The following is a 19009-nucleotide window of genomic DNA, read 5'->3' on the forward strand; positions in this document are numbered from 1 at the left end:
AGACCCTCAGTGCCAGCGGAACAGCTTGCCCGCTCCCCACCCGAGGGCCGCGGTCCAGCCGAGCAGCACGACCACCGAGAACGCGGGCACCTCGCCGAGGAGCAGCGCTCCCCGCATGGCCTCGCCGAGCGCGCCCGACGGCAGCAGCAGCGCGACCTGCTCGAGCGCCCCGGGGAGCTGGGCCGCAGGGACGAGCACGCCGCCCGCGACTGTCAGCAGGACGAGCAGCAGGTTCGCGACCGCGAGCACGCCCTCGGCGCGCAGCGTCCCCGCGAGCAGGAGTGCGAGGCTCGTGAACGCCGCGGTGCCGAGCAGCACCGCGAGCAGCGCGGGCAGGATCCCCGCCGGGTCCGGGGACCAGCCCAGGGCGAGCGCGACCCCGCCGAGCACGACCACCTGGACCACCTCGACCGCGAGCACCCCGAGGATCTTCCCCGCGAGCAGGCCTCCGCGGCCCAGCGGCGTCGTGGACAGCAGCCGCAGGACGCCGTTGCGACGGTCGAACGCCGTCGCGATGGCCTGCGACGTGAACGCCGTCGACATGACGGCCAGCGCCAGGACGCCCGGGGTCACGAAGTCGATGCGCGAGTACCCCTGCGTGTCGAGGTCGATGAAGGACGTGCGAGCGAGCCCGACGAGCAGCATCACGGGCAGGATGATCGTCACGAGCAGCTGCTCACCGTTGCGCAGGATCATGCGCGTCTCGAACGCCGTCTGCGACGCGACCCGGCGCCACGCGGGGGCGGCTCCGTCTGTCGCGGCCGGCGCGGCGGGGTCCGAGGCGACCGGGCCGGCCGTCGTCTGGTCGGTCATCGGAGCTCTCGTCCTGTCAGGTCGAGGAACACGTCCTCGAGGGTGCGGCGGCCGATCGTCAGGCGCGAGGCGAGCGCGCCCTCGTCCGCGAGCCACGCGGTCACGACCGCGACGGTCGACGGGTCGACCGGCCCGGTCACGCTGTACGAGCCGGGCTGCGTCTCGGTGACGGTCCACGCCGAGGCGGGCGACGTCGTCGGGCCGGACTCGACGCGCTTGCGGAGCGCACCGGTGTCCAGGCCCTCGCGGGCCTCGAGGCGCAGCGTGCGGTTCCCGTCCGCGGACGGGCCCGCGTGCAGGAGCTCGGCGGTCGCGCCCGAGGCGATGACCTGCCCGTGGTCCACGATGTACACGTGGTCCGCGAGGTCCTCGGCCTCGTCCATGAGGTGCGTCGTCAGGACGATCCCGACGCCGTCCGCGCGCAGCTCGCGCACGAGCTCCCACACCGCGTGGCGGCTCTGGGGGTCCATGCCCGCGCTCGGCTCGTCGAGGAACACGACCTCGGGGCGGCCTACGATCGCCGCGGCGAGCGCGAGGCGTTGACGCTGACCGCCCGACAGGCGCCGGACCGTCGTCCGGGCGAAGCTCGCGAGCCCCAGGCGTTCCGTGATCTCCGCCACGTCGCGAGGGTTCGCGTACATCGACGCGACGTGGTGCAGCATCTCCAGCGCGCGCACGCCCGTGGGCAGCCCGCCGTCCTGGAGCATGACCCCGACACGCGGGCGCAGGTCGCGCGCGTTCAGCAGGGGGTCGAGGCCGAGGACCCGCACGCTGCCCTCGTCGGGGGCGCGCAGGCCTTCGCAGCACTCGATCGTGGTGGTCTTGCCGGCCCCGTTGGGGCCGAGGACGGCGGTCACGGCGCCTCGGGAGGCGGTCAGGCTCAGGTGGTCGACGACCGCCCGGCCGTCATAACGCTTGACCACGTCCTGGAGGACGACGGCGGGGGAGTCGGGCACGGTGGCGATTGTAGGGGAGCCGGCTGGGGGTGGCTGTGAGGTACGCCTTGCTTGCGTCGGAACAATTAGCGCATGAGACTGTTACCTATATCGATGACGCCTCCCGGGATCTTTGCGCGCCCGTGGGCCAGGCGGAAGGAACCCAGCAGGCCGACGACGTGGAGGTGAGGAATGAGCGACGACGCACGTACCTCCCGCGCCGTGCCGTCCGCAGGACCCCTCGCCCTCCAGGGCCCGAACGACACGCACGCCCCAGTCGACGGCGACGGCACCACGCGCGAGCGCGTCCTCGCGCTCATCGTCTCCGACGGTCCCGTGAGCGCTGCCTCGCTCGCGACCGACCTCGGCCTCACGCCCGCAGGCGTCCGCCGCCACCTCGCCCAGCTCGAGACCGACGGGCTCATCGCCGTCCACGAGTCGGGCGCGGGCACCGGGATGCGCGGGCGTCCTGCCCGCCACTACGTCGCCACGAACCGCGGCCAGTCCGAGCTCTCGGGGGCCTACCCCGACCTCGCGACCCAGGCGCTGCGCTACCTGCGGGACGTCGCCGGGGAGGACGCGGTCGAGGAGTTCGCGCACCGCCGCCTCGAGGAGCTCACCGACCGCTACGCGAGCCGCATCACGGCCGACGACGTCGCGGGCCGTGCCGAGCAGCTCGCCACGGTCCTCGCGGAGGACGGGTTCGCGGCGAGCGTGCGCCCCGTCGCCGGGACCGCGACCGTCCAGCTCTGCCAGGGACACTGCCCCGTCCAGCACGTCGCCGAGGAGTTCCCCCAGCTCTGCGACGCCGAGGCCCAGGTCTTCTCCCAGCTCCTCGGCTCGCACGTCCAGCGGCTCGCGACCCTCGCGGGCGGCGGGCACGCCTGCACGACCAACGTCCCCGTGCTCCCCGCGGTGACCCGCGCCCCCGAGGCGAGCGACGCCGTCGGGCACCAGACCACCGGACGCCGTGCCACCGCGCGCGGACCGCGCGCCCCGGCGCACCTCCCAGCACGACACCCCGAACCGACAGGTTCATCGACCACCGCCCCACCGCCCCCCTCCGTCGTCGACGGAACGTGGAAGGAATGACATGAGCGCTCCCACCCAGGACACCGCCGGCGTGTCCCAGAGCACCGGCCAGTCCGACGAGGAGATCATCGCCTCGATCGGCTCCTACGGCTACGGCTGGCACGACAAGGACGACGCCGGCGCGACGGCGCAGCGTGGCCTCTCCGAGGCGGTCGTGCGCAACATCTCCGCGCTCAAGAGCGAGCCCGAGTGGATGCTGAACTACCGCCTCAAGGCCCTGCGCCTGTTCGACAAGAAGCCCATGCCCAACTGGGGCAGCGACCTGTCGGGCATCGACTTCGACAACATCAAGTACTTCGTGCGGTCCACCGAGAAGCAGGCGACCTCGTGGGACGACCTGCCCGAGGACATCAAGGAGACCTACGACAAGCTCGGCATCCCCGAGGCGGAGAAGCAGCGCCTCGTCGCCGGCGTCGCGGCCCAGTACGAGTCCGAGGTGGTCTACCACCAGATCAACGAGGAGCTCGAGAAGCAGGGCGTCATCTTCCTCGACACCGACACCGCGCTGCGCGAGCACCCCGAGCTCTTCCAGGAGTACTTCGGCACCGTCATCCCCTCGGGTGACAACAAGTTCGCCGCGCTCAACTCGTCCGTGTGGTCCGGCGGCTCGTTCGTCTACGTCCCCCCGGGCGTCCACGTCGAGATCCCGCTCCAGGCCTACTTCCGCATCAACACGGAGAACATGGGCCAGTTCGAGCGCACGCTGATCATCGCGGACGAGGGCTCGTACGTGCACTACGTCGAGGGCTGCACCGCCCCGATCTACTCGAGCGACTCGCTGCACTCCGCGGTCGTGGAGATCATCGTCAAGAAGAACGCCCGCGTGCGCTACACGACCATCCAGAACTGGTCGAACAACGTGTACAACCTCGTCACCAAGCGTGCGACGGCCGCCGAGGGCGCGACGATGGAGTGGGTCGACGGCAACATCGGCTCCAAGGTCACCATGAAGTACCCCGCGATCTACCTGCTCGGCGAGCACGCCAAGGGCGAGACGCTGTCGATCGCGTTCGCGGGCGAGGGCCAGCACCAGGACGCGGGCGCCAAGATGGTGCACGCCGCCCCCCACACGTCCTCCTCGATCGTCTCGAAGTCCGTGGCGCGCGGCGGTGGGCGCACGTCCTACCGCGGTCTTGTCCAGGTCCTCGAGGGAGCGGAGCACTCCGCCTCCACCGTTCTGTGCGACGCGCTGCTCGTCGACCAGATCTCCCGGTCCGACACCTACCCGTACGTCGACGTCCGCGAGGACGACGTGTCGATGGGTCACGAGGCGACCGTGTCGCGCGTGAGCGAGGACCAGCTGTTCTACCTCATGTCCCGAGGCATGGCGGAGACCGAGGCCATGGCCATGATCGTGCGCGGGTTCGTCGAGCCCATCGCCCGTGAGCTGCCCATGGAGTACGCGCTCGAGCTCAACCGCCTCATCGAACTGCAGATGGAAGGGTCCGTCGGCTAAATGACTACTACTGCGAGCACCACACAGACCGGGCCGGTCGCCCTGAGCACGGACCACTCCCAGGCCGTCCAGGACGGCGCTCACTCGCACGGGGTCGGCGGCACGCCGCAGGGCTCGCGCGCCGAGCGCATCACCTCGTTCGACCCGGCCGTCATCACCGAGCCCACGGGCCGCGAGGAGGAGTGGCGCTTCTCCCCGGTCAAGCGCCTCGCCCCGCTGTTCTCGACCCAGCTCGGCAGCGCCGGCGTGCGCACGACGGTGGTCGAGGCCCCCGAGGTCAACGTCGCGATCGTCGGCCGTGACGACGAGCGCCTCGGCCGCGCGGGCGTCCCGGGCGACCGCACCGCCGTGACCGCGTGGAACGCGTTCGCCGAGGCGACCGTCGTCACGATCCCCGCCGAGGCGGTGGCCAGCGACATCACGTCCGTGCGCATCGAAGGACTGTCCGACGAGCCCACCGCGACGCACCTGCTCGTCCACGCCGAGCGCCACAGCGAGTCCGTCGTGGTCATCGACCACGTGGGCTCCGCGACGCTCACCGAGACCGTCGAGATCGTCGTCGAGGACGGCGCGCACCTCACGGTCGTCTCGGTGCAGGACTGGAGCGAGGGCGCCGTGCACGCGAGCTCGCACCGCGCCCGCATCGGCCGCGACGCCAAGCTCAAGCACGTCGTCGTGACCTTCGGCGGAGACGTCGTCCGTGTGACCCCGGACGCCGAGTTCACCGGTACCGGTGGCGAGGTCGAGATGGTCGGCCTGTACTTCGCGGACGCCGACCAGCACCAGGAGCACCGCCTCTTCGTCGACCACGCCGTGCCGAGCTGCAAGTCGCGCGTCACCTACAAGGGCGCGCTGCAGGGCGAGGGCGCGCACACGGTCTGGGTCGGCGACGTGCTGATCCGTACCGAGGCCGAGGGCACCGACACCTACGAGCTCAACCGCAACCTCGTCCTGTCGGACGGCGCGCGCGCGGACTCGGTGCCGAACCTCGAGATCGAGACGGGCCTCATCGAGGGAGCCGGGCACGCCTCGGCGACCGGCCGCTTCGACGACGAGCAGCTCTTCTACCTGCAGGCGCGCGGCATCCCCGAGACCGACGCGCGTCGCCTCGTGGTCCGCGGGTTCTTCGCCGAGCTCATCCAGGAGATCGGCGTCCCGTCGGTCGAGGAGCGCCTGCTCACCTCGATCGAGGCCGAGCTCGCCAAGTCGATGAGCGTCATCGAAGGCCGGTGACCCGACCCGCATGACTGCACAGCTTGCTTGCATGACCGACGACGTGGCGCCCGAGGAGGCGCTGCGTGTGGAGCTCGAGGGCGAGAGCGGCCCTGTCGAGGTCGCGGTCGTCCGCGACGGAGACGGGAACTGGCACGCCATCTCGGACATCTGCTCCCACGGCGCGGTCTCGCTGTCCGACGGCGAGGTCGAGGGCTGCTTCATCGAGTGCTGGCTGCACGGCTCGCAGTTCGACCTGCGGACCGGCATGCCCACCGCGCTGCCCGCGATGCGCCCCGTGCCCGTCTACCCGGTCACGATCGACGGCGAGCGCGTGCTCGTCGACATCGACCAGACCGTCTCCCCGTCCTGACCCCCTGAACTTTCTCGAATACTGGAGAACACCACATGTCCACTCTGGAGATCCGCGACCTGCACGTCAGCGTCGAGACCAAGGAAGGGCCGAAGCCGATCCTGCGCGGCGTCGACCTGACCATCAACGCGGGCGAGACCCACGCGATCATGGGCCCTAACGGCTCGGGCAAGTCGACCCTCGCCTACTCGATCGCCGGCCACCCCAAGTACACGATCACGAGCGGCACCGTGACGCTCGACGGCGAGGACGTCCTCGCGATGACGGTCGACGAGCGCGCCCGCGCGGGCATGTTCCTCGCCATGCAGTACCCGGTCGAGGTCCCCGGCGTGTCCGTCTCGAACTTCCTGCGCACCGCCAAGACCGCGATCGACGGCGAGGCCCCCGCGCTGCGCACGTGGGTCAAGGACGTCAAGGGCGCCATGGAGAACCTGCGCATGGACTCGTCCTTCGCGGAGCGCTCGGTCAACGAGGGCTTCTCCGGTGGTGAGAAGAAGCGCCACGAGATCCTGCAGATGGAGCTCCTCAAGCCGAGCATCGCGATCCTCGACGAGACCGACTCGGGCCTCGACGTCGACGCGCTGCGCATCGTCTCCGAGGGCGTCAACCGCGCCAAGGAGTCCACGGACGTCGGCGTGCTGCTCATCACGCACTACACGCGCATCCTGCGCTACATCAAGCCGGACTTCGTGCACGTGTTCGTCGACGGCCGCATCGCCGAGGAGGGCGGCCCCGAGCTCGCCGACCGTCTCGAGAACGAGGGCTACGACCGCTTCCTGACGACGGGCGCGGCCACGGCCTGACCTGGGCCTGCGGGTGGCCGGTCCGCCGGCCACCCGCCCGCCAGATCTCGGCGGGCACCTGACACCTTGAGGAGACTTCCGATGACCACCACCGACACCGTGCGGGCCGGGCTGAGCGCCACCGAGCTCGCCGCCGTGCGAGCCGACTTCCCGCTGCTCGCCCGCACGGTGCGGGGTGGCCGTCCGCTCGTCTACCTCGACTCGGGCGCCACGTCGCAGAAGCCGCAGGTCGTCCTCGACACCGAGGTCGACTTCTACGAGGAGCGCAACGCCGCGGTGCACCGTGGCGCGCACCAGCTCGCGGAGGAGGCGACCGAGGCGTTCGAGGACGCCCGGTCGGCGGTCGCCCGCTTCGTGGGGGCCGACGCCGACGAGATCGTCTGGACGTCCGGGGCGACGGCCGCGATCAACCTCGTCACGTACGCGCTGTCGAACGCGACGATCGGCCGCGGGGGAGAGGCGGCCCGCCGCTTCGCCCTGGCGCCGGGCGACGAGATCGTCCTGACCGAGGCCGAGCACCACGCCAACCTCGTGCCGTGGCAGGAGCTCGCCGCGCGCACGGGCGCCGTGCTGCGCTGGTTCGGCGTCGACGACGACGGGCGCATCCGCGTCGACGAGGCGGACTCGGTCATCACCGAGCGCACGCGTGTCGTCGCGTTCACGCACGCCTCGAACGTGACGGGCGCGATCACGCCCGTCGCGCCGATCGTGGCACGGGCCAAGGAGGTCGGGGCGCTCACGTTCCTCGACGCGTGCCAGTCCGTGCCGCACCTGCCCGTGGACCTGCACGCCCTCGACGTCGACTTCGCGGCGTTCTCGGGGCACAAGATGCTCGGCCCCACGGGGATCGGGGCGCTCTACGGGCGGCGCGAGCTGCTCGAGGCGCTGCCCCCGGTCACGACCGGCGGGTCCATGATCGAGGTCGTCACCATGACCGAGGCCACGTACATGCCGCCGCCGCAGCGCTTCGAGGCCGGCACGCAGGCCGTCGCGCAGATCGTGGGCCTCGGCGTCGCCGCGCAGTACCTCGACGAGCTGGGCATGGAGAACGTCGCCGCCCACGAGCACGACCTCGCGGTCGAGCTCCTCAAGATCGCCGACGTCCCGGGCGTGCGGATCATCGGCCCGGCCACACCGGAGGACCGCCTCGCGGTCGTCTCGTTCGTCGTCGAGGGCGTCCACGCGCACGACGTGGGCCAGGTGCTCGACGCCGCCGGGATCGCCGTGCGGGTCGGTCACCACTGCGCGCAGCCGCTGCACCGCCGCTTCGGGATCGCCGCCACGGCGCGCGCCTCGGCCTCGGTGTACACGACGTCCGAGGACGTCACGGCGTTCCGGGAAGGTTTGGCGGGGGTCCGGGCGTTCTTCTCAGTGGACTGACACGTGCACGTCCACGTCGACCGTGGGCGCGCACCGTCTCGTCCCCGCTTTCCAGCGCACCGCAGGATGTACCGAAGGAGCAGGACCCCAGCAATGAGCAGCTCGTTGGAGCAGATGTACCAGCAGGTCATCCTCGACCACGCGAAGTCCCCGCACGGGCGAGGGTTCGTCGACCTGTCGGAGGGTCACCTCCACGGTGAGTCGCACCAGATCAACCCCACGTGCGGCGACGAGGTCACGATGCGCGTCGAGTTCGACACCGCCGACCCGCAGTCCCCGACCATCTCGAGCGTGAGCTGGGAGGGCCAGGGCTGCAGCATCTCGCAGGCCTCCTTGTCCGTGCTCACCGACCTCGTGACCGGCGCGCCCGTCGCGGAGTCCGAGCACCTCGGCGACCTCTTCCGCCAGCTCATGAAGTCTCGCGGCAAGGGACTCGACGACGACCTCGAGGACGAGCTCGGGGACGCCACGGCCTTCACCGGGGTCGCTCAGTTCCCGGCCCGTATCAAGTGCGCGCTGCTCGGCTGGGCCGCGCTGCGTGACACCCTGGCGACGTCGGGAGTCCTCGCAGACGCCCACGCCACCCAGCCCGAGCTCGACCAGACCACGTCCCCGCAGGCACCCCAGGAGAACCGATGACGACCGAGACCCCCGCCGCTGCTGCGGCGCCGACCCCGCCGACCGCGGCCGACGTCGAGGAGGCCATGCGCGACGTCATCGATCCCGAGCTCGGGATCAACGTCGTCGACCTCGGCCTCGTCTACGGCATCCAGGTCGACCAGAACAACCACGCGGTCATCGACATGACGCTCACGTCGGCGGCCTGCCCGCTGACCGACGTCATCGAGGACCAGACGGCGCAGTCCCTCGACGGGCTGATCGACGGCTTCCGGGTCAACTGGGTCTGGATGCCGCCGTGGGGCCCCGAGAAGATCACGCAGGACGGCAAGGACCAGCTCCGCGCGCTGGGTTTCAACGTCTGATCTGGACGAGGCTTCGACGAGGTCCGTCGCCCCTCACGGGCGGCGGACCTCGCTGCCTTCGCGCGCCTACCCGTCCGCCCTACCCGTCGGCTGCCACCAGGGGAGGGCCGTCCAGGACGCGCGGGCGGTACTCGACGAACTGGATGCCGGTGTCGAAGGTGCGATGGTCGATCATCTCGAGGGCCACGTCGGGGTAGCCGTCGTAGATCCGCTCGGACCCGGTCGCTCCGGTGATCACGGGGAACATGCCGACCCGGAACCGGTCGACGAGCCCGGCCCGCAGCAGCGCTCGTGCCAGGCTGAGGCTGCCGATCGTGCTCAGGATGCCGTCCTCGTGATCCTTCATGGCGCGGACCGCTTCCACCGCGTCGCCCCGCACCAGAGTGGAGTTGGGCCACGTCAGCGGCTCCTCCAGCGTGCTGGAGAAGACCACCTTCCGCGCGGACGTGAGCTCGTCGACCGAGGCCTCCTCGTCGGCCGTGAACTCGTCCGTCCCCTCCGGCATCTGACCGGCCGCGAATCCCGACATCAGCCGGTAGGTGTTCGCACCCATCAGGTAGGTGACCTCGGGTTGCTCCTGCAGCCACCCGAGGTACTCAGGCCCTTCGAGCCCCCAGAACCCGGGCCAGCCCTCGCCCGACGCATAGCCGTCGAGCGAGGTGATGAAGTCGACGAGCAGCTCAGCCATCGGTCCGTCCCCGTCCATGTCGTTCCCGTGCGATGGTGCCGCTCGACGGCGGCCGGGTCTCACCCTTGAGACGGCGGCACGACCGGAAACTCATCGGTCCGCTGGGCGTTCAGAGCGTCGACGCCTCGAGCGCGTTGCAGTCCTGGAACGTCCCGCCGTCGTAGCCCGTCATGAACCAGCGCTGGCGCTGCTCGCTCGACCCGTGGGTCCACGCCTCGGGGTTCACCGAGCCGGTCGCGGACTGCTGGATGCGGTCGTCGCCCACAGCGGACGCGGCGGAGAGCGCGTCGTTCAGCTCGTCCGGGCTGATCTCCTGCAGGAACGGCACGCCGCGGTCGGGGTCGATCGTCTTCGCCGCGGTCCCCGCCCACATGCCTGCGAGGCAGTCGGCCATGAGCTCGATGCGCACCGAGTCGGACTCGGGTCCGGTGCCGGACCGGTCCGCCGACGCCATGACCCCGGAGAGCTGTTCGATGTGGTGGCCGAACTCGTGCGCCGTGACGTACTCCTCGGCGAGCGGGCCGCCCGAGGACCCGAAGCGGTCGCGCAGCTCGTCGAAGAACGAGACGTCGATGTACACGGTCTGGTCGGGCGGGCAGTAGAAGGGCCCGACAGCGCTGGTCGCCGCACCGCACCCCGTCTGGGTCGACGCCGAGAAGCTGTAGACCTCCGGGAGGACGTACTCGACGCCGACCTGCGCGGGGAGCGCCTCGGCCCAGTAGGCGTCGAGCGACTGGGCGGTCGCCGACAGCCGACACTCGCGCTCGGTGTTGGCCTGCTCGACCGTGCACTCCTCGACGACCTGCTGCTGCGCGGTGTCCTCGGCCCCGGAAGGCTGGACCACCTGGTCGCTCACCGACCCCAGCACGCTGCCCAGGTCGCCGCCGTTGAGCAGCGCGACCACGACCGCCACGAGCACGGCGGCGAGGCCACCGCCCGCGATCACGGGACCCTTGCCGCGCCCGCCCTTGCGGACCCGGCCGCCCTCGAATGAACCACCCTCGTTGAACGTCACGGGTCAACGCTACTCGTCGCCGCAGGTCATGGCGTCCCGCGGTGCGACCTCGGGCGAGGAGAGCCCGTCGGTGGTAGCGGCCCGACGGCGCCGCTCACCTCGGTCGCGTCCCGCGCCCGCCCGCGGCCCGCCTCGGGACGGCGAGCGCCGCCGTCGGGCAGGCGGGGGCCGAGAACGGGGCTGAGGTCGCCACGGCGCCCGGGACGACCGCAACCCCGTCCTCGGCACCCCAGGCGCGACCAGCAGCCCGACTGTGACGGACCAGCCCGCGAAATCCCGTTCCGTCCGCGGGCTCCCGGCACTAGAATCGGTGGCGTTTGTGTCTCGCGCACAGCGCGACCGCGCGAACCCCTACGCCCCCTGAACACCTCACCATCCTGCCGGAGGAACTCTCTGTGATCACTGCCCACGCCGTCGAGCTGCGCGTCGGCGCCCGCGTCCTGCTGGACGAGGCGTCCTTCCGCATCGCAGCCGGAGACCGGATCGGCCTGGTGGGTCGCAACGGAGCGGGCAAGACCACCCTGACGAAGACCCTCGCGGGGGAGACCCAGCCCACGGCCGGGCAGATCGTGCGCACGGGAGACGTCGGCTACCTGCCGCAGGACCCGCGCACGGGCGACCTCGACGTGATCGCGATGGACCGCGTCCTCTCGGCACGTGGCCTCGACGTGCTGGTCCGCAAGATGCGTGAGACCGAGGGGGAGATGGCGAGCGCCGACGCGGACACCCACCTCGCCGCGATGGAGCGCTACCCCAAGCTCGAGGAGCGGTTCACGGCCGCGGGCGGCTACGCCGCGGAGAGCGAGGCGCAGCGCATCACGTCGAACCTGGGCCTCGACGACCGCATCCTCGCGCAGCCCCTCAAGACCCTCTCGGGTGGCCAGCGCCGACGCATCGAGCTCGCGCGCATCCTGTTCTCGGGGGTCGAGACCCTGCTGCTCGACGAGCCGACCAACCACCTCGACGCCGACTCGATCCTGTGGCTGCGCGACTACCTGAAGAACTACTCGGGCGGGTTCGTGGTCATCAGCCACGACGTCGAGCTGCTCTCGGCGACCGTCAACAAGGTCTTCTACCTCGACGCGACGCGCGGCGTCCTCGACCAGTACAACCTGGGCTACAAGGCGTACCTCGAGCAGCGCGAGACCGACGAGCGCCGCCGTCGTCGCGAGCGTGCCAACGCCGAGAAGAAGGCCGGCACGCTGCTCGCGCAGGCCGAGAAGATGCGCGCCAAGGCCACCAAGGCCGTGGCCGCGCAGAACATGATCAAGCGCGCCGAGCGCATGCTCTCGGGCCTCGAGGGCGAGCGCGTGAGCGACAAGGTCGCCAAGCTGCGGTTCCCCACCCCGGCGCCGTGCGGGCGTACGCCCATCACGGCCGAGGGCCTGTCCAAGTCGTACGGGTCGCAGGAGATCTTCGCGGGCGTCGACCTCGCGATCGACCGTGGCAGCCGCGTCGTCGTCCTCGGGCTCAACGGTGCGGGCAAGACGACCCTGCTGCGCATCCTCGCGGGCGTCGAGAAGCCCGACACGGGCGAGGTCATCGCCGGGCACGGGCTCAAGCTGGGCTACTACGCCCAGGAGCACGACACGCTCGACATGGACGTGACGGTCGTCGAGAACCTGCGCCACGCCGCGCCGGACCTCACCGACACCCAGGTGCGCTCGGTCCTCGGCTCGTTCCTGTTCTCCGGCGACGACGCGAACAAGCCGACCAACGTCCTGTCCGGTGGCGAGAAGACGCGCCTCGCGCTCGCGACCATCGTCGTCTCGGGGGCGAACGTGCTGCTCCTCGACGAGCCCACCAACAACCTGGACCCGGCCTCGCGCGCCGAGATCCTCGACGCGCTCAAGAACTACGAGGGCGCGGTCGTCATGGTCACCCACGACGACGGTGCGGTCGAGGCGCTCTCCCCGGAGCGCGTCCTCCTGCTGCCCGACGGCGACGAGGACCTGTGGAACGACTCGTACGCGGAGCTCATCTCCCTCGCCTGACGCGCCAGGACGACGAACGGCCCGCCTGCTCCGAGGAGCAGGCGGGCCGTTCGTCGTCTCCTGGCCGTTCGTCGTGTCCGGCCGCTCGCGCGGTCAGGGGCGAGGCTCGGGGAGCTGCGCGTCGATGAGCGCGTCCTCCTCCTCCTCGGCCGTGGGACCGCGCTTGCGGCGCGGCGCGGTCTCGCCCGGCGCACGGCCCGACGCCCGCTGCTCGCCGAGGAGGTCGCCCGCGGTGACGGTCTCGCGCTTCTCACGGCGGATCAGGATGAGGAACCCGCCGATCGCGCCTGCGGCGAAGACGAACCACTGGAACGTGTACGACAGGTGCGAGCCAGGGTCGGTGTCCGGGACGGGCAGCGGACGCAGCGACGCCGCCGGAGCGGGGTCCTCGGCCCGGAGCGACCCGTACGCGCCCACGGTCGCCCCCTCGGCCCACGCGGCGCCGTCGGGCCCTTCAGCGAGGACCTGGGCCGTGTTGATGGCCTGGACCTGCCCTGCCGGGGCGTCCCGACGCGACGCGGGCTCGTCCGCGCGCACGCTGACCGTCACCTCGACCGTGCCGGCCGGGGGAGCGGGCACCGCGTCGGGGGCACTCGCGTCGGCCCCGAGGGGCACGAAGCCGCGGTCGACGACCATGACGACCTTCTCGCCGCCGTCGGTCGGGGACGTCACGAACGGCACCAGGACGTGGAAGCCCGCCTTGCCGCCCGCCGGACGGTTGCGCAGCAGGACCGTGGCGTCCTCGACGTAGGAGCCCTCGAGCGTCACGCGCTGCCACACGTCCTGCGGGTCCAGGACGGCGCCCGGGCCGTCGAGCACGTCCGTGAGCGGCACGGGCTCCGCGTCGTAGTTCGACTCGATGATCTCGATCTGCGCCGAGCGTGACTCGTACCGGTGCCACTGCCACCGGCCCGCAAGGACGCACAGCGCGGCGACGAGCAGCACCCCGAGGGCGAGCGTGACCCACTGGCGCAGGGTCCGCGGCTCGGCCGTGGCGTCGCGCGCCACGTCGTGCGCGAGCTGGCCCGCGTCGGGCTGCCGGGCGGCGTGCTGGCCAGGGATCACGTCCGGTCCGGCAGGTCCGGCAGGTCCGGCGGAGAGGTCGGGACCGGGGGAGGGCTGGGTCACAGCTCGGGCCGGCGCTCGAGGTCCGCGACGGGGACGGTCTGCTTCCAGAAGTCACGGGCGCCGAGGAACGTCTCGAGGTGCTCGCGGTGGTCGTCGCACGCGAGCCACACCTTGCGGCGCTCGGGCGTGTGCAGCTTGGGGTTGTTCCAGAGCAGCCCCCAGACGGCCTCGGAGCGGCACCCCTTGCCGCTGCAGATCAGCTCACCCTCGTCGACGGGGTCGGCGAGGTGGAGGAGGTCAACCATCGTGCGGCTCCTGGTCGGTGGTTCGGTCGGTTCGGTCGGTGGTCGGGCGGGTGGTCGGCTCGGCGGCCTGGTCGCGGGTCCGGCCCGCCGTCTGGTCGGGAGCCGCGTCGGCGGCGTCCTGCGTGGTGGGGGCGTCCTCACGGACCTGGCCCTCGTCGTCGAGCTCGACGACCCTTCCGAGGCTCGGACGGTCGGGCGCGGACTCGACCTGGAGCCGCTCCATGGGGGAGACGTCGTAGGTCTTCTGGTCGCGCCCCGCGTTGACGAGCAGCACGGCGACGTACGGCAGCACGATCGCGGCGCCGATCAGGACGAACGAGAACCACCCGTGGACGATCACCGCACCGAGGAAGCACACCAGCCGGATCCCCATCTGGATGAGGTACCGCTTGGTGCGTCGTGCCTGGTCCTCCGCGAGCGACTCCGGTGCGTTCGAGATGCTCGGCACCTGGTTGCTGCTGCTCACCCCTCCATCCTACGTTTGTCGGAACCCGACAAAGGACCCCGGCGGCCTGTGATGGTCCCTGCGCGCACGCGGTCCGGCGCGCGGGGTACGGTCGTGGCGGCGACGTGCCGGCCGTGCGGGACCTCTCCCGCCGAAGGCGTCGCCTCCCAGCCACCCGAACGAGGAGATGTCGTGTCCGAAGCCCCCGCTTCCCCCGCCCCGCGCACCGTGGTCGTCACGGGCGCCAACCGGGGCATCGGCCGCTCGATCGCCGAGCGCTTCGTCGCGAACGGCGACCGCGTCGCGACGATCTACCGCAGCGGCGACCTCCCCGAGGGGGTCTTCGGCGTCGTGGGCGACATCACCGACACCGACGCCGTCGACGCGGCCTTCACCGCGATCGAGGCCGAGCTCGGCCCGGTCGAGGTCCTGGTCGCGAACGCGGGCGTGACCCGCGACCAGCTCCTCATGCGCATGACCGACGACGAGTTCGAGTCGGTCATCGACGTGAACCTCACCGGGACGTTCCGCTGCGTGCGCCGCGTCTCCAAGGGCATGATCCGCCTGCGCCGCGGTCGCATCGTCCTCATCTCCTCGGTCGTGGGCCTGTACGGCGGCCCGGGCCAGGTCAACTACTCGGCGTCCAAGGCTGCGCTGGTCGGCATGGCTCGCTCCATCACGCGCGAGCTGGGCGGGCGCGGCATCACCGCGAACGTGGTCGCGCCCGGGTTCATCGAGACGGCCATGACGGCCGAGCTGCCCGAGGAGCGGCAGAAGCAGTACAAGGCCAACATCCCCGCGGGACGCTTCGCCCAGGCGGACGAGGTCGCGGGCGTCGTGCAGTTCCTCGCCTCGCCCGACGCGGGCTACATCAGCGGCGCCGTGATCCCGGTCGACGGCGGCCTCGGCATGGGCCACTGAGTCCACCGGCAGGCCCGGTCCGAGGCGTCTCGGACCACCGCGCACGCCACCGAGGAGCACAGCGTGTCCCTCGCCACACCGCTCGACCCGCCCAGAACTACCCGGGCGGGTCGTCCATGAGTACGCTCAAGCAGCGCACGACGAAAGAACGGAAGAAGAACTGATGGGTCTGCTCGAAGGCAAGAAGCTCCTGGTCACCGGCGTCCTCACCGACTCCTCGATCGCGTTCCACGCGGCCCGGCTCGCGCAGGAGGAGGGGGCCACGGTCGTGCTCTCCTCGTTCGGGCGCCAGATGAAGCTCACGCAGGCGTTCGCGAAGCGTCTGCCGGTCGAGGCGCCCGTCGTGCAGCTCGACGTGACGAACGAGGAGGACCTCGCGGGCCTGGCCGACGCGGTCCGCGAGCACGTCGACGCGCTCGACGGCGTCGTGCACTCGATCGGGTTCGCGCCCCAGTCCGTCATGGGCGGCAACTTCCTGTCCGCGAGCTGGGAGGACGTCGCGACCGCGCTGCAGGTCTCGACCTTCTCCTACAAGTCCCTCGCCGTGGCCGCCAAGCCGCTCATGACGAACGGCGGCGCCGTGGTCGGGCTGACGTTCGACGCACAGTTCGCGTGGCCCGTGTACGACTGGATGGGCGTCGCCAAGGCCGGGCTCGAGTCCGCGAACCGCTACCTGGCGCGCGACCTCGGCCCCGAGGGCATCCGCACGAACCTGGTCTCCGCCGGCCCGATCCGCACGACGGCCGCGAAGTCGATCCCCGGGTTCGAGCAGATGGAGGACGGCTGGCCGACGCGCGCACCCCTCGGCTGGGACCAGATGACCGCGGAGCCCGCCGCACGCGCCGTCGTCGCTCTCCTGTCAGACTGGTTCCCGGCGACGACCGGGGAGATCGTGCACGTCGACGGCGGCGTGCACGCCATGGGTCTGTGACGAGAGGGACGAACGTGCGAGATGGCCGATCGGCGGCGTCGTTCGACGCCACCGGGCCCGGGGTCCCGGGCCGTACGCACCGGCTGGTGCTGCTCCGGCACGCGAAGGCCGAGCCGGCGGGGGGCGTCGACGACGTCCTGCGTCCGCTCGCGCTCAACGGGCGGCGCCAGGCCGGCCGGGTCGGTGCCGCGCTCGCCCACTCCGCGCTCGTCCCCGAGCTCGTCCTGTGCTCCTCGGCGCTGCGCACGCGCCAGACCTGGGAGCTGCTCGCCGCGAACCTGGGTGACGTCGCCCCCGAGGTCGTGGTGACGGACACCCTGTACGCCGCGGGGGTCAAGGACGTCGTGGACCTGGTCCACGGCGCCGACTCCCGCGTGCGGACGCTCCTCGTGATCGGTCACGAGCCGACCATGGCCGCCACGGCGGCGCACCTGGCATCCCCCGGCTCCGACTCGGGCGCCCTGGCGCAGGTCCGCGTCGGTGTCCCGACCGCGACCTACAGCGTGCTGGAGTCCCTCACGCCGTGGAGCGAGTGGACCGACGGCGTCGCGGACCTGACGTACGTCGGGCGCCCCGCGAGCTGAGCCGAGCCGCGCAGAGGCCCGACGGGCAGGCAGGACGACGACGGCCCCTTCTCCCGCTGACCGGGGGAAGGGGCCGTCGTCGTCGGGCTCTCAGGCCTGTGCGTCGATGATCTCCAGCACCGCGTCGAGGCGCGGCCCCGGCACCGAGTAGGGCGCATGGGCGACCACGACAGGCTTGGCGGCGAACGCGATCCCGATCCCGGCGGCGCCGATCATGTCGAGGTCGTTGGCGCCGTCGCCGATCGCGACGGTGTCCGCCATGGCGACGCCCTCGGCGGCAGCGAGGTCGCGCAACGTGGCCTCCTTGGTGGCCCGGTCGATCACGGGGCCGGTCGTGCGTCCCGTGAGGCGGCCGTCCTCGACCTCGAGGCGGTTCGCCCGGAAGTGCGTGATCCCCAGCCGTGCGGCCAGGGGAGCCACGATCTCCTCGAAGCCGCCCGACACCAGTGCCACGGTCCACCCGCGGCGCTGGAGCTCGGCGACGAGCTCGGTGGCACCGGGCGTGAGCGTGACCTTCTCGAGCACGTCCTCGAACGCGCTGACCGGAACCCCGGCCAGGGTCGCGACGCGTTCGCGCAGCGACTCTGCGAAGTCGATCTCCCCGCGCATCGCGCGCTCGGTGACGTCCGCGACGAGGTCGCGCGTCCCGGCGTGGTCGGCGAGGAGCTCGACGACCTCCTGCGTGATGAGCGTGGAGTCCACGTCCATCACGACGAGGCGGCGGGTCGAGGCGGGTCGGGCGGTCATGGTGCTATTCAACGATGGTTCCCTTGGGGACGACGGTGATGCCCGAGTCGGTGACCGTGAAGCCCCGCGCACGGTCCTGCTCGGGGTCGAGGCCGATGCGGGCACGCTCGGTGACGATCACGTTCTTGTCGAGGATCGCGCGGTGGACCTGGGCGTGCCGCTCGACCTGGACGCCGTCCATGAGGACGGAGTCGGAGACGGACGACCAGGAGTGCAGGTAGACGCCGGGGGACAGGACCGAGCCCACGACGGTGGCGCCGGAGATGATGACGCCGGGGGAGACGAGCGAGTCCGCGGCGTGGCCCAGGCGGCCCTGGCCCGAGTGGACGAACTTGGCCGGCGGCAGGCCGACGTACCCGGTGTGCAGGGGCCACTCGTCGTTGTACAGGTTGAAGACGGGCGTGATCGAGATGAGGTCCTTGTTCGCGTCGTAGTACGCGTCGAGGGTCCCGACGTCACGCCAGTAGTCCCGGTCACGGTCCGTCGAGCCGGGGACGTCGTTGCGGATGAAGTCGTAGACGCCTGCGGTGCCGCGTGCGACGAAGGCCGGGACGATGTCGCCGCCCATGTCGTGGCGCGAGTCCGGGTCGCTTGCGTCGGCGGTCACGGCGGCCACGAGCGCGTCGGCGTCGATGACGTAGTTGCCCATCGAGGCGAGGATCTCGCCGGGGGAGTCGGCCAGACCGACGGGGTCGCTCGGCTTCTCGAGGAACGCGCGGATCTTGGCCGGGTCCTCGGGGTCGGTGTCGATGACCCCGAACTGGTCGGCCATGGAGATGGGCTGGCGGATGCCGGCGACGGTGAGCTCGGCGCCCGAGGCGATGTGCGCGTCGACCATCTGGGAGAAGTCCATGCGGTACACGTGGTCCGCACCGACGACCACGACGATGTCGGGGCGTTCGTCCTCGATGATGTTGAGGCACTGGTAGATCGCGTCGGCGCTGCCGAGGTACCAGTGCTTGCCCACCCGCTGCTGCGCCGGCACCGGCGCGACGAAGTTCCCGAGCAACGACGACATGCGCCACGTCTTGGTGATGTGGCGGTCGAGGCTGTGGGACTTGTACTGCGTCAGCACGACGATGTGCAGGTAGTGCGAGTTCACCAGGTTCGACAGCGCGAAGTCGACCAGGCGGTAGATACCGCCGAACGGTACGGCCGGCTTGGCGCGGTGGGCGGTGAGCGGCATGAGCCGGTTACCCTCGCCACCGGCGAGGACGATTGCAAGGACACGTGGGGCGGCCATGGGCAAAACCTTAAGGCCACG

Annotated in this window: 21 protein-coding genes; 12 read left to right on the forward strand and 9 right to left on the reverse strand. The window is 71.3% G+C overall.

The features are described from left to right. Positions 1-6: 6 nt before the first annotated feature. Together ACZDYF_RS16280 and ACZDYF_RS16285 are read right to left on the reverse strand one after the other, a co-directional pair. Positions 7-813, reverse strand: a complete 807-nt coding sequence (locus ACZDYF_RS16280; protein ID WP_191791378.1) for an ABC transporter permease — start codon at positions 811-813, stop codon at positions 7-9. Continuing rightward, entirely contained in the window at positions 810-1769 is a 960-nt protein-coding gene (locus tag ACZDYF_RS16285) for an ABC transporter ATP-binding protein (RefSeq protein WP_191791377.1), read from the reverse strand. The genes ACZDYF_RS16280 and ACZDYF_RS16285 overlap by 4 nt, the downstream gene beginning before the upstream one ends. Before the next feature lie 171 nt (positions 1770-1940). Between ACZDYF_RS16285 and ACZDYF_RS16290 the strand changes: the two genes are divergently transcribed. From ACZDYF_RS16290 to ACZDYF_RS16325, 8 genes are all read left to right on the forward strand, one after another. Then, positions 1941-2840: a helix-turn-helix transcriptional regulator gene (locus ACZDYF_RS16290; protein WP_475059517.1), complete on the forward strand. Its 900-nt coding sequence runs from the start codon at positions 1941-1943 to the stop codon at positions 2838-2840. A gap of 1 nt (position 2841) precedes the next feature. Continuing rightward, positions 2842-4296, forward strand: a complete 1455-nt coding sequence (sufB, locus tag ACZDYF_RS16295) for a Fe-S cluster assembly protein SufB (RefSeq protein WP_191791376.1) — start codon at positions 2842-2844, stop codon at positions 4294-4296. Beyond that, positions 4297-5529 carry a Fe-S cluster assembly protein SufD gene (sufD, locus tag ACZDYF_RS16300; RefSeq protein WP_475059528.1) on the forward strand — a complete coding sequence of 411 codons (1233 nt, stop codon included), beginning with the start codon at positions 4297-4299 and terminating at the stop codon, positions 5527-5529. 10 nt (positions 5530-5539) lie between these two features. Beyond that, on the forward strand, positions 5540-5881 hold the full coding sequence (locus tag ACZDYF_RS16305) for a non-heme iron oxygenase ferredoxin subunit (RefSeq protein ID WP_030152220.1): 342 nt from the start codon (positions 5540-5542) through the stop codon (positions 5879-5881). Positions 5882-5916: 35 nt separating this feature from the next. Then, positions 5917-6684, forward strand: coding sequence for a Fe-S cluster assembly ATPase SufC (sufC, locus tag ACZDYF_RS16310; RefSeq protein ID WP_138824653.1), 768 nt, complete (start codon positions 5917-5919; stop codon positions 6682-6684). An 81-nt stretch (positions 6685-6765) separates the two neighbouring features. Next, a complete protein-coding gene (locus ACZDYF_RS16315) occupies positions 6766-8064 on the forward strand; it encodes a cysteine desulfurase (RefSeq protein WP_191791374.1) in 1299 nt (432 codons plus the stop codon). A gap of 93 nt (positions 8065-8157) precedes the next feature. Next, complete coding sequence (gene sufU, locus ACZDYF_RS16320; RefSeq protein WP_475059547.1) at positions 8158-8703, forward strand: Fe-S cluster assembly sulfur transfer protein SufU; 546 nt, start codon at positions 8158-8160, stop codon at positions 8701-8703. Beyond that, complete coding sequence (locus tag ACZDYF_RS16325; RefSeq protein WP_030152224.1) at positions 8700-9047, forward strand: metal-sulfur cluster assembly factor; 348 nt, start codon at positions 8700-8702, stop codon at positions 9045-9047. The genes sufU and ACZDYF_RS16325 overlap by 4 nt, the downstream gene beginning before the upstream one ends. A 79-nt stretch (positions 9048-9126) precedes the next feature. Here ACZDYF_RS16325 and ACZDYF_RS16330 read toward each other — a convergent pair whose 3' ends face one another. Next, complete coding sequence (locus tag ACZDYF_RS16330; RefSeq protein WP_475059557.1) at positions 9127-9735, reverse strand: dihydrofolate reductase family protein; 609 nt, start codon at positions 9733-9735, stop codon at positions 9127-9129. Positions 9736-9844: 109 nt separating this feature from the next. Next, a complete protein-coding gene (gene ypfJ, locus ACZDYF_RS16335; RefSeq protein ID WP_475059564.1) occupies positions 9845-10750 on the reverse strand; it encodes a KPN_02809 family neutral zinc metallopeptidase in 906 nt (301 codons plus the stop codon). 395 nt (positions 10751-11145) lie between these two features. On the opposite strand from ypfJ, the gene ACZDYF_RS16340 reads away from it, so the two are divergent. Further along, complete coding sequence (locus ACZDYF_RS16340; protein WP_387484547.1) at positions 11146-12744, forward strand: ABC-F family ATP-binding cassette domain-containing protein; 1599 nt, start codon at positions 11146-11148, stop codon at positions 12742-12744. Positions 12745-12837: 93 nt separating this feature from the next. Here the strand turns inward: ACZDYF_RS16340 and ACZDYF_RS16345 are convergent, their stop codons facing one another. Genes ACZDYF_RS16345 through ACZDYF_RS16355 form a run of 3 tightly spaced genes read right to left on the reverse strand, consistent with a single transcriptional unit; the run spans position 12838 to position 14583 of the window. Beyond that, a complete protein-coding gene (locus ACZDYF_RS16345; protein WP_475059570.1) occupies positions 12838-13872 on the reverse strand; it encodes an SURF1 family cytochrome oxidase biogenesis protein in 1035 nt (344 codons plus the stop codon). After that, positions 13869-14117, reverse strand: coding sequence for a hypothetical protein (locus ACZDYF_RS16350; protein ID WP_191791367.1), 249 nt, complete (start codon positions 14115-14117; stop codon positions 13869-13871). The genes ACZDYF_RS16345 and ACZDYF_RS16350 overlap by 4 nt, the downstream gene beginning before the upstream one ends. Next, entirely contained in the window at positions 14110-14583 is a 474-nt protein-coding gene (locus ACZDYF_RS16355; RefSeq protein WP_475059577.1) for a DUF3099 domain-containing protein, read from the reverse strand. The genes ACZDYF_RS16350 and ACZDYF_RS16355 overlap by 8 nt, the downstream gene beginning before the upstream one ends. A gap of 171 nt (positions 14584-14754) precedes the next feature. On the opposite strand from ACZDYF_RS16355, the gene fabG reads away from it, so the two are divergent. The 3 genes from fabG (at position 14755) to ACZDYF_RS16370 (ending at position 16998) form a co-directional block, all read left to right on the forward strand. Next, positions 14755-15483: a beta-ketoacyl-ACP reductase gene (gene fabG / locus ACZDYF_RS16360; RefSeq protein ID WP_030152232.1), complete on the forward strand. Its 729-nt coding sequence runs from the start codon at positions 14755-14757 to the stop codon at positions 15481-15483. A 163-nt stretch (positions 15484-15646) separates the two neighbouring features. Further along, positions 15647-16414, forward strand: coding sequence for an enoyl-ACP reductase FabI (gene fabI / locus ACZDYF_RS16365; RefSeq protein WP_191791366.1), 768 nt, complete (start codon positions 15647-15649; stop codon positions 16412-16414). 86 nt (positions 16415-16500) lie between these two features. Beyond that, positions 16501-16998, forward strand: a complete 498-nt coding sequence (locus tag ACZDYF_RS16370) for a SixA phosphatase family protein (RefSeq protein WP_318243782.1) — start codon at positions 16501-16503, stop codon at positions 16996-16998. 90 nt (positions 16999-17088) lie between these two features. Here the strand turns inward: ACZDYF_RS16370 and serB are convergent, their stop codons facing one another. Then, positions 17089-17745 (reverse strand): phosphoserine phosphatase SerB, encoded by a 657-nt coding sequence (gene serB, locus ACZDYF_RS16375; protein ID WP_475059592.1) that lies wholly within the window; start codon positions 17743-17745, stop codon positions 17089-17091. 4 nt (positions 17746-17749) lie between these two features. Next, positions 17750-18988: a glucose-1-phosphate adenylyltransferase gene (locus tag ACZDYF_RS16380; protein ID WP_475059597.1), complete on the reverse strand. Its 1239-nt coding sequence runs from the start codon at positions 18986-18988 to the stop codon at positions 17750-17752. Positions 18989-19009: the final 21 nt, after the last annotated feature.

This window comes from Oerskovia sp. PE-21s (assembly GCF_056158145.1).

What these genes read in the sequence shown, in the direction of transcription:
- ACZDYF_RS16350 (WP_191791367.1), bottom strand. Translation starts at nt 14,117, where the DNA reads ATGGTTGACCTCCTCCACCTCGCCGACCCCGTCGACGAGGGTGAGCTG.
- sufD (WP_475059528.1), top strand. Translation starts at nt 4,297, where the DNA reads ATGACTACTACTGCGAGCACCACACAGACCGGGCCGGTCGCCCTGAGC.
- ACZDYF_RS16305 (WP_030152220.1), top strand. Translation starts at nt 5,540, where the DNA reads ATGACTGCACAGCTTGCTTGCATGACCGACGACGTGGCGCCCGAGGAG.
- ACZDYF_RS16315 (WP_191791374.1), top strand. Translation starts at nt 6,766, where the DNA reads ATGACCACCACCGACACCGTGCGGGCCGGGCTGAGCGCCACCGAGCTC.
- sufU (WP_475059547.1), top strand. Translation starts at nt 8,158, where the DNA reads ATGAGCAGCTCGTTGGAGCAGATGTACCAGCAGGTCATCCTCGACCAC.
- fabI (WP_191791366.1), top strand. Translation starts at nt 15,647, where the DNA reads ATGGGTCTGCTCGAAGGCAAGAAGCTCCTGGTCACCGGCGTCCTCACC.
- sufB (WP_191791376.1), top strand. Translation starts at nt 2,842, where the DNA reads ATGAGCGCTCCCACCCAGGACACCGCCGGCGTGTCCCAGAGCACCGGC.
- ACZDYF_RS16330 (WP_475059557.1), bottom strand. Translation starts at nt 9,735, where the DNA reads ATGGCTGAGCTGCTCGTCGACTTCATCACCTCGCTCGACGGCTATGCG.
- serB (WP_475059592.1), bottom strand. Translation starts at nt 17,745, where the DNA reads ATGACCGCCCGACCCGCCTCGACCCGCCGCCTCGTCGTGATGGACGTG.
- ACZDYF_RS16280 (WP_191791378.1), bottom strand. Translation starts at nt 813, where the DNA reads ATGACCGACCAGACGACGGCCGGCCCGGTCGCCTCGGACCCCGCCGCG.
- sufC (WP_138824653.1), top strand. Translation starts at nt 5,917, where the DNA reads ATGTCCACTCTGGAGATCCGCGACCTGCACGTCAGCGTCGAGACCAAG.
- ACZDYF_RS16290 (WP_475059517.1), top strand. Translation starts at nt 1,941, where the DNA reads ATGAGCGACGACGCACGTACCTCCCGCGCCGTGCCGTCCGCAGGACCC.
- ACZDYF_RS16325 (WP_030152224.1), top strand. Translation starts at nt 8,700, where the DNA reads ATGACGACCGAGACCCCCGCCGCTGCTGCGGCGCCGACCCCGCCGACC.
- ACZDYF_RS16380 (WP_475059597.1), bottom strand. Translation starts at nt 18,988, where the DNA reads ATGGCCGCCCCACGTGTCCTTGCAATCGTCCTCGCCGGTGGCGAGGGT.